Raw genomic sequence first — 15,271 nt, forward strand, 5'->3', positions numbered from 1 at the left:
CTGGCAGGCTGGCAGGCTGGCAGGCTGGCAGGCTGGCAGGATCACGAAGATCGTTTGGAGAAGAGTTGTCAACAGGTCGGGGATACTTCGGGCATCTCCTGAACTCATGCACCCGACGCACGAAGTCCGTCCCCAAGTGCTCGCTAATCCGGAGCGCATCAACGAGCGCCTAATTTGTGCCCGGCAACCAGGTGCACAACATTAAATTCCTAGTAGCCACGACCGCATAAACGTAACGTGGCCAGGGAGTCACCGCGGCCGACGCTTCACCTCAACACCCAGAATTTCGCGGGCACCAACAAAAAAAATCCGCTACGGCTACGTAGCGGATTTTCCTGAATCATCTTGCCAATCAATGCCGTGGTCACGTAACAAGTAACCAGTTGCATCAGCAGAATGTGTCAGCCCTTGTCCGCCTTGTACTCGTAGTAACCATAGCTATAGTAGCCGGTCGCACGCTTTTCGACGGCATTGAAAATGGCGCCCTTGATCTGCACGCCGTTTTGTTCAAATCGCTGCAGCGTAAGTTCAATTTCTTTCGCTTGGTTTACGCCGAACCTGGTCACAAGCAGGCTCGAGCCAGCGTGTGTCGCAATGAGCGCCGGGTCGGTAACAGCAAGGATCGGCGGCGTATCAACGATGACCAAATCGTACTGCGAAGAAAGAGACTCCAACAGCGCAGGGAAACGCGGATTCATTAGGAGCTCTGCCGGATTCGGCGGCACATCACCGCGCACCATGTAGAACATGGTCTCGAGACCGGACGCCTGTTGAATCGTCTGCTCAGCGGTCATCCTTCCACCCAGCACGTCCGACAGCCCGTTCAAATGGGAGACGCCTAGCATCTTGTGCAAGGTACCCTTCCGCATGTCGGCATCGATGACCAGCACGCGCTGCCCCGTTTGAGCGATCACCGCCGCCAGGTTGGCAGAGACGAAGGTCTTGCCGACACCTGGGCGCGGGCCAGAGATTGCGAGAACATTGTTCTTGGCCTCCATCATCGCAAAATGCAGGCTGGTACGTAGACTGCGCAGCGCCTCCACAGTCGGGTCAGCAGGTGCACTAACAGCGAGAAGATGCTGCCGTCCGTCCGCGATCACTCGCGTCCCGTGGCGACCCTTTCGAAGTTTCGGCAGCACACTGGAAACACTCAGTGGTATGGCCGCATATACGGGAAGTCCAAGTGCCTCGATCTGAGAAGGATCCTCGATACCCGGATTCAGCATGCGCTGGAGGAACACGAAAGCAGATGCCAGAAGCGCACCAAGCAAGGTAGCGACGATGACAATGAGTTTCTTCTTCGGTGCAACAGGCTCAGACACATCGGCAACAGCAGGATCCACGATGCGGACGTTGCCAACAGTGCCCGCTCGTGCCACATCCAACTGCTGCGCCTGATTGAGAAGAGCCGTATAGAGCTCATTGCTTACCTGCAAGTCCCGGGTGAGCCTCAGCAACTCCTGCTGCGTATCCGGCAACTGACCGACTTGGCGCTGAAAACCAGCCTTGCGGCCCTCAAGCCCTGAAATCTGACTCAGCAAAGCCCGATAGGCCGGGTGCTCTCGCGTGAAGCTGCGATCCATCTCAGCCTGCCTCAAGCGAAGCTGCTGGATACTCGCCTCAACCGCTACTTCCTGCTCCAAGAGACCCTTGGTCTGCATCGTGATATCGACAGAATTCGCCCGGGACTGGTACGTAGTCATGGCGGCCTGCGCCTGCTCAACCTGTTTCCGAACAATTGGTAACTGCTCCTTTACGAACTGCAACTGTGCAGCTGCCTCCGCCGAACTTCGATCAACGTTCTGACGCACGTATGCCTCAGCAATGCGCTGAACGATGGCTTCCGCTCGTTGAGGATCGGGCGACTCAAAAGTAACCTGAAGAATGCCGGAGTCCTTACCTACCTCCATCACACCCAACGACTGCCGCAGATCAGCCAACACCGTCAGACGTCGCTGACGAATAACCTCAAAGCGAGTACCGGGGTTGGCAGCAAGCGCCTCCACCTCCAGACGAACGCCCTTCCCTTCAGCCGCTTTTCCGGGCTCACCACGTAGCAACTCCCCACCATCGGGATCAGACAAAGTGAAGTGCTTCCCATCGCCACCTACCTCCAGCACTAGCGCCTTCTCAAGCAGAGTGGACGGCACCTCCAGTCGGTGGATCCGGAGCAACTCCCCACCCCAGCCATAGCTGGATAAGCCAAGCCATGCTGGAGCAACGTGCCCAGCTTCTGACGGATCGAAGCGGCGGACCATGAACTCACCGATAATCGGAAAGCGTAGTGGTTGTACGCGGATTTCAAGCATCAACTCGTCAACTGCCGTGCCGAGGACGCTTCGGGATGTAAGAAGCGCCACTTCCGTCGTCGCCGCCGACGTCGCACCGCTTATTGCCCCCAAATCTGGAAGACCCGGAATCGCAGGTGTCTTGGGCTCAACCTGAATCAGTGATTGCGCCCTGTACACCGGGGCGGCAAGCAATGCATACGCAACTCCGACGGCCATGAAAAGCGCCGTGACCCCCGCAATAAGCCACTTCTTGTCACTAAGAACGCCAAAAAGCTCGCGCAAATTGATCTCGTCGTCCTTGCTTGATCCTACATCCACTTGTGTTTTCATCGATTCCACTTCAGCTCTGGAACGGGCGTGAACGATCTGATGCCCAAAAAATCGGTAACTTAGTTGACTTCACGCGCCAACAGACGGCCTAGATCAGCTGAACCCCGGTGACCAAGCGGCCGACCGATGCGGCGCAGCGCGATAGTCTAGCCTATCCTTGACGGATCAGGAGAGTGACCCTCGTCTCATCGCCACGTCCAGGCAGACCAACCATTGCCGCTCAGTCGCCCCGCCACCTAGGATCAGGCTTTGCCTCGGCGCTCCAGGGAGCGGCGCGGCTCGATCCTCCGCGCCGTGCGAACAACATGAGCCAACAGCTCATCCTGTAGTACGATTCCACCCCGCGATTTCCGCATTCGCTGCAGGGCAAGGCTGCGCAAATGTTCAGCCGAGAAAACGAGCTTAGCTAGAGATTACCGATGAACACTTCCGACACCGCCACTGCGCATAGTGCCCGACCGACTTTTGAGGGCATACAAGTCCTGCGAGTTATCGCCGCTCTCCTCGTGGTTATCACGCACTCCACCTTTTATACACACGAACGCCTGAATCCCGAAATGCAAATATGGCGCACAGGCGCAATTGGCGTGGACATATTCTTCATAATCAGCGGATTTGTGATGATGGCTACCGCGCGCAGCTTCACTAGCGCGCCGGACGGGTGGAAGCTGTTTGCTTCGCGCCGCCTGCTCAGAATCGTTCCAATGTACTGGCTAGCCACTACAGTGAAACTCGTCACTATGCTGTTGATCCCATCCATGATCCTACATGCAAACCTGTCACCGTGGACCATATTCTCGTCTTACACATTCCTGCCCAGCACAAACATTGATGGCCGTTTTGAACCACTACTCGGCGTTGGCTGGACGCTTATATTTGAAATGTTTTTCTACGCCATCTTTACTATTGGCCTATTTCTTCGAGTCAACGTATTAACGTTTGTCACCGCGGTGATGAGCGCCTGCTTTCTAGCATCCTTTTTCCGTACGCCCGACTGGAATGCCGCCACAATGTACTTCAACCCGATCGTCATGTACTTTCCGATCGGAATGCTGATGTTCGAGCTGAGCCAACGCGTAAGCCGAGTGACGCTACAGACAAGCGCGCTGATCGCAACCATCCTCGCATTGTTCGCGTTCTCGAATCTGGAATTCGATGTAAAGTCCGGAGCAGCTAATCTCGCAACCGTCGCGACCTCCTGCTTAGTCGTCTTTGTCACCATTTCAGCTGAGCCACTACTAAGGGGCAGACTCCCTAAGCTACTACTCTTCTTGGGAGAAGCATCTTATGTGCTTTACCTGTTTCACCCCCTGGTGGCCCCGATCGTTCCGGAAGTTCTTCGCCGCATCTACCCCACAATTCCAGCCGAAATTAGTGTTGCACTTTGCATCGTTACGGCGGTACTGACCGCGGCATTGATTCACTCTGCAATTGAAAGACCGGTGACGCACTGGCTCAAAGCCCGAAGCTCAGCAGCGCCCGCTCCACAAGGAGCCAGCAGCTGAATGAAGCCTCTAGCAAGAAACTATTTCTCGCAACGTTGAAAGCAGATCCAGGTCCGCACGTTAGTATGCTGGATCCAGAGCAGAGCTAGACTTCAATATGGCAACTTTGGTCCAACGGACAAATCAATTTGCGCCGGCGTCTTACCATCAAGGGACTGATAGAAATTAATTATGACCCCCAATACTGCGCACGCCCGTCCCCAGGCCGATATAACTGTCGTAATCCCCTTCTACAATCGGTCCAATTTTGCGCGGCGACTACTGCAGTCGGTAGTAGAACAGACGCGCCCGCCGAAGTACGTTTACTTCATCGACAACGGCTCTCAGATCGATCAGAAGATGGCCCTACTGCAGACGATAGGCGAGTTCGCCGCTTATCCGCACCTCGATGTCAGATACTTCGAGACTGAGCGAACGGGAAATGCGAACATCGCGAGAAACCTGGGAATCGCGCTAGCACAGTCAAGGTACATAGCGTTTCTTGACTCGGACGATTGGTGGGAGCCGTCCCATCTTGAACAGTCACTGAGCCAGCTCAGTAGCACGAATAAATCCGGCGTTTATAGCGGGTCGGTGATTCATTCAGCTGTTACCTACCGAAACACCTCCAAAGACATTGCTACGCTCCCAACCCCATTCCATCTTCTATTCTCGTCATCAGGCTGGTCGGCCCAAACATCAACTTACGTCCTTGACAAAATGAAAATGGGGGCTGTGAATTGGGATGAATCATTGAGGCGACATCAAGATTACGATTTTTTTCTAGCGATCGAGAAAGATGGCGGAGGCTGGGCATTCAATAAATATGCTACTGGGAACTTGGATCGCAGCGATGCGCTACTGGGCCGCCACTTTGACTTCAAGTCCATGATCAAATTCTTGAACAAATGGGAGGCGGATTTTCCGACTGATTGCTTGCGTCCGTACCTGCTGTCGCAGATGGACTTGTGCCTAATTTCGAAGGCGCCAGAAAGATATTACAATTACTACAGACTAAAATTCATCAAGACCAAGAATGGACTGACCCCTCGGCTGGCATCTTCACCCATGGTCAGAAAGATCCGACAGTTGCTGGTGAAAATTAGCAAAGAACTCTCCATCTACCAGATCATTAAAAGTTACCTGGGCAAGCGCTGAGCCCGCGAAACGAAAACCTAATTATGCCCTTTCGCTGGTCATTGCCACTACTTCTCATATTCCTGACTGGAGGCACACTCCAGTATCTGGGAGCGCTCTCGCTCACTCAATCGACCGCGCTGGCGCTCGCGTTCTTTGCTCACATCTTCATAATTAAACGAAGCTGGCAAAGCTTGAGGCTCGAATGGCCATTAATTGTATTTTTACTTCTTGTTGCCGCCATCCAGATAAAAGAATCGCCGCCACTACCTTACAGCCTTACGTACGTATTTTATATTTTATGTACAATCATCTCCGCTGTGTCTGGGCGCATCTATGCAGCCCGCGCGGCGGATCATTGGCAGGGAGCAAGACTCGCCCGATTCGCCATCGCATTTCTAGCCTTGCAACTCGTTGTATGCCTAGCTCAAGCGACCTTAACTGAATCATTTATCGCGTCATCTCGAACCGCCATCGGATTTGAGGATGCCGTGTTCGGGACACTCTACCTGCAGTCCGACGCCGCGCTTGCAGCGATTTGTGAGCTGATGGTGATCATCGCCTTTGTACTTCCTTACTCGCCTCGTAGGCGACTACTCGTTAGTACGCTTGCGGTGGCAGTGGTTTTTCTCGGCCACTCGAAGGCGGCCCAGGTGGCCATCCTTGGTGTCGTGGGGCTAATGTTCTTCAGTGCAATTTCAAGGAGGACCGGACTGCATCGCAATGGGTTTAGTATTCTCGCACTGTTCGCAGCTGCGGCAGTCGTTGCGCTGTCGGCGTCAGTCTGGACCGAGCAAGGACTGCTATTCATCCAACAGGCACAAGACGACTTCTTCCGCCGGGATCAATGGGAGACAGCATCGCGTTTCGCGCCAATTGGTCAGATATTCAGCGCGGGCGTGGATCTATTCGGAAGTGGCCCGCTCACCTATTACAACCCAATCACTAAAACTTGGCTTTACAATTCCGGCTTCAGCACACTATACCCACTGTATATCGACTATGGGCTAGTGGGAATTACGCTTTACTTTATATATCAGTTAGGCTTGATTCTAAGGTATTCGAAGGGGCTGCTTGAGCGCTTATCCTTCCTATTGGTGCTTACCTCCTTCACTACATTTAACTTTGCACTAACTGACGTTGGATTCGTGTTCTTTTTCAACTATGCTCTTGTGATGGTTCACCAGCGCCGCGCCGGATATGCCAACACGGAGAAGTTAGATGCTGCTTCCGCCCGGAGATTGAATTGATTTACTCACAGAAAGTTTCCGTCGTAGCTGCAAACTACAATAATGCAGCATTTCTCGAAGATTATTTTGACGCGTGGCAAAAGAGCACGGTACAACCAGCGGAACATATCTTCGTGGACGATGGATCCACAGATAACTCGCTGGATATAGCTCGGAAGTATGCGAAGGATATGCCGTCACTTAAGATAATCGAACTCGGTCGGAACAGAGGCTTTGGAAATGCCCTGAACGTAGGGATTGATCTCGCGAGAGGTAAGTATATCCTCCGGATTGACCCTGATGATGTGGTGGCACCCGAGCGCGTGGCTAAGCAGCTAGAAGTGCTGGACGCTGATGACGCCGATGTGGTCGGCAGCAACGCCGTGATTTTTCAGTCCACAACTGCTCTTCAGGTCGGCCTCAGCAACTTCCCCAGTGACCATCAAGAGATAGCGTCCACCATTCTAAGAGGGGAGCACGGAGTACTTCATCCTACCGTCATGGCACGAGCGGAACTGTTCAAGTTGAATCCGTATATCCAGGGAAATGTACCCGCAGAGGACTACGATATCTTTGCTCGAATGCTGTCTGCTGGCGCCCGCTTTCAGAACATCCAAGAGCCGTTGATACGTTACCGTATTCACCAGCGAAGCGCCTCGAATATTCTGCCGCTCAGCACGATCGTTAAAACCTATAGAATTAGGGACCAGGTTTTCGGCAGCGAAACAACCACCGCTGCTGTCTGGTGGTACTACCTGCACATCAAGTTCTACCGCAAGCATCTTTTCGCAGCGAATACTATCCAGCGCGCAGTTTACCTAGGCATGGCATCCATGATGCGTCCGGACAAAGCACTAAAGCGCTTAGCTAGGATTGCGAGAAATAGGTCCAGTGCCAGATAAAGTTGACCACGACCTTCCGTGGTGCGCCACGCGAAAAGCCCGAGACGACCTGGCAGGGGCTCTCGGGACCTTATGAACTCTATACCCTCCGCGGCGACCGCTACAGCTAATACGGAAGGCCTAGGCCATCCCCGTATAACCCATACCCCCAACATTACTCTGGCAGTAGATCCGGAGCAAGGAAAGCCAATGAAAGTTCGAATTCTCGGGATCCGCGGAGTGCCAGCAGCCCATGGCGGTTTTGAGACATTTGCCGAGTTCCTTTGCAAGCACCTGGTAGCGCAAGGCTGGAAGCCAGTTGTTTACTGCCAAGAGGAAGGCGCCGGGGAATGGTGGCGAGATGAATGGGAGGGCGTAGAGAGAATCCACGTCCCTGTCTCCAAATCCGGGCCCCTTGGCACAATCATATTTGATTGGCGATCGATGCGTGACGCAGCGGAAGCTCGAGAGCCCTGCCTGGTACTTGGATACAATACGGCAATTTTCCTATCGCTTCTTCGCGTTCGCGGCGTCCCCAATGTGATTAATATGGATGGCATTGAGTGGGCCCGTGCAAAATGGGGGGCTGTCGCAAAGCTCTGGTTTTGGCTCAATGACTGGGCTGGATGCTGGCTGGGCGGACACCTTGTTGCGGACCACCCACAGATCAAGCGCCATCTTTCCACGCGTACGAGCAGCAAGCGCATCACAATGATTCCGTACGGGGCCGAACCGGTTTTGAGCGCGCCCGCCCAGCCCTTGGAAGCCTTCGGGCTGATATCCAAGCAATTTCTGACAGTTATTGCGAGGGCCGAGCCAGAGAATTCATTGCTTGAGATTGTTCAAGGCTTTTCGCGCGCTCGACGAGGGATCAAGCTCGTCGTGCTGGGCACCTACGACCCACTCCACCCTTATCAACGAAAGGTCTTAGAGGCTGCAAGCGACGAGGTTGTGTTTACTGGCGCGCTTTACGACAAACCCCTTGTGCAATGTCTTCGTTGGCATAGCCTTGCTTATGTTCACGGTCATCAAGTTGGCGGAACTAACCCTTCACTAGTGGAGGCACTTGGAGCGGGCAATGCGATCTTCGCGCATGACAACCGCTTTAACCACTGGGTAGCTGGTGCGGGCGCACGTTATTTCAGAGACGCAGATAGCTTCTCGGCACTGCTAGACGCACATTTGGCCGATGAGCCCACGTTGAATGCAATGCGTGCGGCAGCTTACGCTCGTTTTGAGGCCGAATTCACTTGGCCCACCGTGCTACGAAAGTATCAGGAGTTACTGCAGAACGTAGCCCAACGCTGAGGGGGGGGGCGGCGCTCTCGATATGCGGCCACGCTCTGAGAGCGATCGCAGTTCATAGCTTGACTTCGCCCGACTTCTAGCGAACATCTAAGTCCTTCCGTCCAGATGCATTTTACCCGCCCCGCCGATTGACGTCGAGACGCCCCCCTCGGTGAACTCCGCTGTGTCACGCTCATCTTTTCGCCTTTGTTGCACAGTCTATGCATGAACTACTCAGCGTCTTAACAATCCTGGGCGACAGCCGCCTGCTTCTCGGCGCCGCTGGAATTCTGATCATCTTTGGTTCTTTTAGTCGCACCAACTGGACGTACCATTGGTTGATTGCAGTAGCGTGTGTGTGTGTAATTACGCTGGCGACAAAGTTGGCTTTTCTGGGCTGGGGAATTGGAATACACGCATTGGAGTTTACCGGGATCAGCGGCCACGCCGCCGTCTCCGCTTCGGTCTGGCCGCCCCTGTTGCGCGCCGTGGCGAAAGATAGCTTGGGGCGCTGGGTCTGGAAAACTGGATTGACCTGCCTTGGCTTTCTATTGGCTGCTTCAATAGCTTGGTCCCGGCTACCATTAAACGCCCACTCTCTTTCAGAGGTGACCCTTGGATGGCTGCTGGGTGCGACGGCTTCTGTCTTCGTGATCCGGCAACAACGACAGGAAGCCATGTTCCTCGGCGCCCCACTTGTTGCGCTCTTCGGATCCGCTCTGTTTCTTGCGATCTTGCCGATCCCCAAGACACACCAAGTAGTAGTTGATCTGGCCGAGACGCTGTCGGGCTCCGACTCTCCCCGCGCCCGAAACAGCACTCACGCCCCACCGATTGAGGACCGCCATCGCAATCCGACTGACTAATGCCTTGACTTTACAGTACGACAGCCCCGACCATAGACACGTTAACCCCCCTTACGGAGTAGGAGATCCCCGTTCATGAAGAAGATTCTTGTAGCAATGGCCCTGGTGGGTCTGTCCTCTCCGGTGTTGGCCCAGCAGGCTCCGGCCACTGAAGCCGCTGATGCTGGTGTCGCGACCGAAGTCGCAGGAGCTGAAGCTGCCGGCCTTTCTACGGCAACAATCGTTGGCACTACGGTTGCAGCAATCGCGACGGGCGCTGTTCTTTACAGCGTCGGTGGCGATAGCTCTAGTGGCGAAAACGATGCGGGCGGCGGTAACGGCGGTGGCGATGGCGGTACGGGTGGCACCGGCGGCACGGGTGGTACCGGCGGTACTGGCGGCACCGGCGGCACCGGCGGCTGATCACTGCCCAGCTTGATGTCTAAGCCCTCGCCGGGCTGTGCTTGGCGGGGGTTTTTTTATGTCTGTCGGAATTACAGCCTGCCCATGAATATCAAGTTGACCTGTTCGGCAGTCGCTCTGTTGGCGACCGCCACCCTGTCCGGCTGCATGCTTGCGCCAGGACAGCACCTGCGCCACAGCGACATAAAGCCGGAAGGCTCCGGCGGCAACGGGCGGATGGAGCTCCTTTCGATCACACCCAAACTGATCGCGATGGAGAATGCCTCCCGTGCGGAGGCAATTTTGCCCGCGGAGCTCTTTGACACCGTGCCACAGCCCTACACTGTCGGTATCGGGGATGTACTGTACGTCACAGTATGGGATCACCCTGAACTCACGGTGCCGGCCGGGTCTCAGCAGACCGGCGCACTCGCCGGTCGTCTGGTGCAAAGCGATGGCCAGATGTTCTACCCTTACATTGGCAAGGTCGAGGCCGCCGGCCAAACGCCCGCCCAACTCCGTGAGGAGATTAGTCGGCGACTCGCGCGCTTCATTGAGTCGCCCCAAGTGGACGTTTCTGTGCTGACCTACGGTAGTCAGCGAGTTTGGGTAACCGGCGCAGCAGAGCGTTCCAGCCCGATTGCATTGGGTATTTCTCCGCTTACATTGTCTGATGCCATCAGTCAGACCGGGCTCAATTCTACCGCGGCCGACCTCTCTGGTGTTCGTCTCAGCCGTGATGGTGTTACTTATACGATCAACCTCGAGACCCTTGCCACGCAGTATGGCGGCCGTCAGCTTTTCCTAAGGGACGGAGATTCGATTTTCGTCCCATATCTGGACCGTAAGGAAATCTTCGTGGTCGGAGAAGTCAATCAGCCAGGTGCCTTTAGCTTCAGGACAAGTGAAGTTTCGCTCAACCAGGCTCTGGGTCGCGCTCGCGGCCTTCTTCAAGCAACGGCTGATGGCAACGCTGTCTACGTGATCCGCGGTTCTACTGACTTGATGGCGGAGCCATCAACGGTTTATCAGCTTGAAGCTCGTTCGCCGGCAGCGTTGGCAGTCGGGAGCCAGTTCATGCTGGAGCCAGGTGATGTGGTTTTCGTGGGTGCTGCTGGTGTTACACGCTGGAATCGCTTGATCAATCAGCTGTTGCCGTTCACGAACATCCTTTACACGGCTGCGCGGACGGAGACAGAGATTGGCAACTGACCCAAGGCGCATTCTCTTGGTAGAAGACGCTGAAGGACAGCGCGAATGACCCGAGCAGTTTGTGTCGGGTCGGCGCTGGCTGGCCTTCTACTTATCAGTGGCTGCACTTCGTTAAGTACCTCGACCCTCGATGCATTTCGGCTGATTGGCAAGAACCAAGCTGGCGTCAACCCATCGCAGGTCGCGGCGAACCGTTTCCCCCAGGCGCAGTTGCGAGCGCCGGGCATGGATGCCGTTTTGGTATTGGGCTATGTGGACGATGGACGTCAGACTTGGTACGCGGGTCAGCATGCGGTTTTCTGGATGGACGCAAAGGGACTGACGAGCGGAATGAGCGGACTAGGACGGCGGATTGAATCCCGCATCGCTGGTCCCTCTCCTTTCGACGACTTGACTGCCGTACGAGGCGCAGTTGAGTTCAAGCGAACGTTTGACACAATCCCGAACTATCAATTCGGTGTTGAGGCGAATAGCACGCTCAACCGTCGCGGCGAGGAGAGCATCCGGATTCTCGATCGGCAGGTGCGGTTGGTGCGTTTCGACGAGCGAGTCCGCGGTCCAGGCTTTGATTTCAAGAACACTTACTGGGCCGACGCTCAATCCGGGTTCATCTGGAAAAGCCGTCTTCATCTCGCTCCAGACTACCCTGTCGAAGTGACACAGTTGAAGCCGTACCGTCCCACTAAGGATTGACCATGCTCCTGCGCCGCACCGGCCTGCTGGCCGCGTTGTGCTTTTACCTCCCCGCACTGGCAGCTCAGCCTCCAATGACCAGCGCGTCTGTTCGGATCGACGGCGCCGTCAGAGCAGCTGGTGACTACGTGACCCCAAACGGACGCGTTTCCAGTGCCATCTCGGCTGCCCGTCCAAGCCCCGATGCATTTATCACCGGAGCGAGCTACAGCCGAGCATCGGCGCGCAGCGAGCAGGTTCGCCTGAAGGCCGGACTGGAGTACTCGCTCACCCAGTTGGCAGCAAGGGGAGATCCGCAACTGCGCGGCGTTGCCGAGCGCCTACAACAATGGCTTGCTATACACGAGGCTACAGGCAGGGTGTCGATCCTCGCTGACGCGCACCTGATGCAAGCTCAGCCGCGGCATGACATGGTGATTGAAGCAGGCGACCACTTGCATATTCCACAGAGACCAGCCTCCGTGCAGGTGCTGGGTGCAGTGGCTGGAACTTGCACGCTGCCTCACGCACCATTGAAGGAGGCGCGCCAGTACCTTTCTGAGTGCCCTCCAATAGGCGACGCAGACCCGGATAGAATCTATGTCATCCAGCCTGACGGGATGGTGCAGGAGCTGGGTGTTGCGACATGGAACCGGGACGACCCTCAATCCATCGCGCCGGGCGGGTATCTGTATGTGCCAATAGCGGAATCCCGATTGCGATCACTGGACCCTGATTTCAACACTGACTTCGCTACCTTCGTGGCGACGCAACCTGTAAGCCATTGATGACTCTTCTCTGCACGCAAAGCACCACCACGTTCGCTCGTCCACTGCTGACCGTCTTGGCCATGTCGCTGTCGGCGATAGTGAATGCACAGCAGGCCCCACCGGCAACTTCCAGTGAATGGGGCGGAATCGGTTTGCTGCAGACCCCGACCGCGCGAATGGCGAACGACGGCGATCTGTCCTTCACCGCTTCACATAATTCTCCATATACTCGCTACAACCTTAGCCTGCAGCCATTCCCCTGGCTTGAATCGTCATTCAGATACATTAATGTATCCAATCTGCGTTACGGAGTCCCCGAAGTCTCTGGAGATCAGAATTACAAAGACAAGTCGATCGACTTCAAAGTCCGCCTGTGGCAGGAATCTCGTTGGCTTCCAGAGGTAGCATTCGGTGTTCGTGACCTGGGCGGGACGGGATTTTTCTCAAGCGAGTATCTCGTCGCAAACAAGCGCTTCGGCACAATTGACGCCTCCCTCGGCCTGGCCACCGGGTACATCGGCAATCGAGGCGATTTTAGTAATCCATTCGGCGCAATCAACGACCGGTTCAAGCCACGCCGCGGTATTGCCAACAGTGACATCACACAGGCCGGCAGCTTTGGAGTCAGCGATATGTTCACCGGTCCGGTGGGCGTCTTCGGCGGCGTCAGCTGGCAGTCGCCGTGGGACCCGCTGGTAGTCAAGGCCGAGTATGACGGCAACGACTACAAGCGCGAACCGCGTGGAAACAACCTGCGCCAGCGTACGCCGCTCAATATCGGACTCGTGTACATGCCGAATCCGAACGTAGAACTCACAGCCGCATGGGAACGAGGCGATGCGGCGATGTTTGCTCTCACGCTGCGCGGCAATCCAGGCCACGCTAAATCGGCACCCAAACCATTCGATCCCCCGCCGGCAGGGCTTCTACCTGCCAATCAGCGAGGGGCATCCGTTTCGACGATCGCAGAGACGCCAGTCTTGGCCCAAGCAACGATAAGCACGCATGGAGAAGTGGGGGCTACCGAATGGAAGAGGATTGCCGGCGAGCTCCGCGACAATGCGGGAATCCGTGTCAGCGAGATTTCAAGCCGCAACGGTGAGCTCTTCATTTCGGGTTATCAGTCGCGCTACTTCACTGCCAGCGAAGGCATGGGGCGCAGTGCGCGAATACTTAGCAATGCGCTGGGCGACCAGTACGACTGGTACACCTTCCGCGCTGAGCGACTTGGGCTCCCGGTCGCGGATATGTCGATGCACCGACAGACGTTCGAGGACTACCTCGACGGCAGAGTGAACGAGGCGACTTTGCGGCGCAGTATCGAGATCAATTCGCCGGCGCGCGTCAACCGTGAGCTTGTTTACAAGCAGGATGCGAATCGCTTCGGCGGTGGTTTCAACTTCGGCTACCGACAGAATATGGGTGGGCCAGATGGCTTCATCCTGTACCAAATCAATGCGAATTACAGCGGCAGTTTCTTCTTCACCCCGACCACGTGGCTGACGGGCATAGTCAGTGCCAACCTCCATAACAACTACGACAAGTTCAAGTACGACGCGCCAAGCCGTCTGCCACGAGTGCGCACGGACATCCGTCAGTACACGACGACTTCCGATATCACGATGCCGAATCTTCAGTTCACTGCAACCCGCCAGTTGGGTCGCGACCTGTACGGCATGGCTTATGCGGGCTATCTGGAATGGATGTACGCCGGCGCAGGCGGTGAAGTGCTCTACCGCCCGATGGGACAGTCTTGGGCCTTGGGCGCCAACATCAATCGCGTCCGTCAACGCGCTTACGAGCAGGATTTTGCCCTGCGCGACTACAGCGTGACTACAGGCCATGCCACGCTTTACTACACCTTCGATGCCCGCGAGCGGATCATCGGAACGCTCTCGATAGGGCGTTACCTCGCCGGCGACGACGGTGCCACGCTGAACATCGCACGCGCTTTCGACAATGGTGTGACGATGGGTGCGTATGCAACAAAAACGAATGTCTCCTCCAGGGACTTTGGCGAAGGCAGCTTCGATAAGGGAATCTACTTCAGCATCCCATTCGACACACTGCTACCCCGCTCTACCCGGGCACGCGCAAACATAACCTGGAATCCGCTCATCCGTGACGGCGGCGCCATGCTGCAGCGTCGATACGCGCTCTACAATGCGACTGGCGAGCGCGACGAGCGTTTCTTCCTGGACAATCTGGACACAATCGCCGATTGATCGCCGTGCCACCTGACGGCGCGGTTAACGCCGTCAGGGGCACCGATTCAGAGGTAACGCACCCAGCTGCGTACACCTTCATCCATCAATCCGTAGACGTGCTCGAAGGCCGGACGGGCTTGACGGTATGGATCGGGTATCTCCCGGTCAGACTGCCATTTCCCTAGGAGGAAGGTCTTTCCAGACGCTTGCGGAGCGATCTCGATGATACGATGAACATGCTTTCGTTCCATCGTAAGTACCAGGTCGGCTTCGCTGAGGATGCTGTCACTGATCTGGCGCCCCCGGTGCGCGCTGCCATCCAGCCCACGTTCCACCAACAGTTGCTGCGCGGTGGCATCAATGTGATGCCCCACGAGAGCCCCCAAACCTGCCGAGGAAACGTGAACACCTTTCCCCTCCACGGCGCGTCGAAGCATCACTTCGGCTGAGGGACTGCGGCAGATGTTGCCGACGCAGACGAAAAGAATATTGTTGAACATGAATCTAGTCCTGGCACTTGCTGT

At 55.8% G+C, this 15,271-nt stretch carries 13 protein-coding genes; 11 read left to right on the top strand and 2 right to left on the bottom strand.

Annotation, left to right across the window (positions count from 1 at the left end; all coding sequences use genetic code 11):
- Positions 1 to 401 precede the first annotated feature (401 nt).
- Complete coding sequence (locus ORK51_RS11785) at positions 402 to 2,621, bottom strand: polysaccharide biosynthesis tyrosine autokinase (RefSeq protein WP_266085025.1); 2,220 nt, start codon at positions 2,619 to 2,621, stop codon at positions 402 to 404.
- Between the two features lie 419 nt (positions 2,622 to 3,040).
- Here ORK51_RS11785 and ORK51_RS11790 point away from each other — a divergent pair, with 419 nt between their 5' ends.
- From ORK51_RS11790 to ORK51_RS11840, 11 genes are all read left to right on the top strand, one after another.
- Positions 3,041 to 4,126, top strand: a complete 1,086-nt coding sequence (locus ORK51_RS11790; protein ID WP_266085026.1) for an acyltransferase family protein — start codon at positions 3,041 to 3,043, stop codon at positions 4,124 to 4,126.
- Positions 4,127 to 4,297: 171 nt separating this feature from the next.
- Positions 4,298 to 5,263, top strand: a complete 966-nt coding sequence (locus ORK51_RS11795) for a glycosyltransferase family 2 protein (RefSeq protein WP_266085027.1) — start codon at positions 4,298 to 4,300, stop codon at positions 5,261 to 5,263.
- A gap of 23 nt (positions 5,264 to 5,286) precedes the next feature.
- Complete coding sequence (locus ORK51_RS11800; RefSeq protein WP_266085028.1) at positions 5,287 to 6,492, top strand: hypothetical protein; 1,206 nt, start codon at positions 5,287 to 5,289, stop codon at positions 6,490 to 6,492.
- The gene (locus ORK51_RS11805; RefSeq protein WP_266085029.1) at positions 6,489 to 7,373 is read left to right on the top strand and encodes a glycosyltransferase family 2 protein; all 885 of its coding nucleotides are present in this window, start codon (positions 6,489 to 6,491) and stop codon (positions 7,371 to 7,373) included. The genes ORK51_RS11800 and ORK51_RS11805 overlap by 4 nt, the downstream gene beginning before the upstream one ends.
- A gap of 189 nt (positions 7,374 to 7,562) precedes the next feature.
- A complete protein-coding gene (locus tag ORK51_RS11810) occupies positions 7,563 to 8,660 on the top strand; it encodes a DUF1972 domain-containing protein (RefSeq protein WP_266085030.1) in 1,098 nt (365 codons plus the stop codon).
- A 200-nt stretch (positions 8,661 to 8,860) separates the two neighbouring features.
- Positions 8,861 to 9,505, top strand: a complete 645-nt coding sequence (locus ORK51_RS11815; RefSeq protein WP_266085031.1) for a phosphatase PAP2 family protein — start codon at positions 8,861 to 8,863, stop codon at positions 9,503 to 9,505.
- 75 nt (positions 9,506 to 9,580) lie between these two features.
- Positions 9,581 to 9,907, top strand: a complete 327-nt coding sequence (locus ORK51_RS11820; RefSeq protein WP_266085032.1) for a hypothetical protein — start codon at positions 9,581 to 9,583, stop codon at positions 9,905 to 9,907.
- An 84-nt stretch (positions 9,908 to 9,991) separates the two neighbouring features.
- Positions 9,992 to 11,098 carry a polysaccharide biosynthesis/export family protein gene (locus ORK51_RS11825; RefSeq protein ID WP_266085033.1) on the top strand — a complete coding sequence of 369 codons (1,107 nt, stop codon included), beginning with the start codon at positions 9,992 to 9,994 and terminating at the stop codon, positions 11,096 to 11,098.
- Between the two features lie 45 nt (positions 11,099 to 11,143).
- Positions 11,144 to 11,791 (top strand): YjbF family lipoprotein, encoded by a 648-nt coding sequence (locus tag ORK51_RS11830; protein ID WP_266085034.1) that lies wholly within the window; start codon positions 11,144 to 11,146, stop codon positions 11,789 to 11,791.
- A 2-nt stretch (positions 11,792 to 11,793) separates the two neighbouring features.
- Positions 11,794 to 12,558 carry a capsule biosynthesis GfcC family protein gene (locus tag ORK51_RS11835; protein ID WP_266085035.1) on the top strand — a complete coding sequence of 255 codons (765 nt, stop codon included), beginning with the start codon at positions 11,794 to 11,796 and terminating at the stop codon, positions 12,556 to 12,558.
- Positions 12,558 to 14,765, top strand: a complete 2,208-nt coding sequence (locus ORK51_RS11840; RefSeq protein WP_266085036.1) for a YjbH domain-containing protein — start codon at positions 12,558 to 12,560, stop codon at positions 14,763 to 14,765. Before ORK51_RS11835 ends, ORK51_RS11840 begins: the two co-directional genes overlap by 1 nt.
- A 47-nt stretch (positions 14,766 to 14,812) precedes the next feature.
- Here ORK51_RS11840 and ORK51_RS11845 read toward each other — a convergent pair whose 3' ends face one another.
- A complete protein-coding gene (locus ORK51_RS11845; protein WP_266085037.1) occupies positions 14,813 to 15,247 on the bottom strand; it encodes a low molecular weight protein-tyrosine-phosphatase in 435 nt (144 codons plus the stop codon).
- Positions 15,248 to 15,271 lie beyond the last annotated feature (24 nt).

Origin of the sequence: Stenotrophomonas sp. RIT-551 (assembly GCF_026241915.1) — a bacterium.
Classification (GTDB): domain Bacteria; phylum Pseudomonadota; class Gammaproteobacteria; order Xanthomonadales; family Xanthomonadaceae; genus Stenotrophomonas; species Stenotrophomonas bentonitica_A.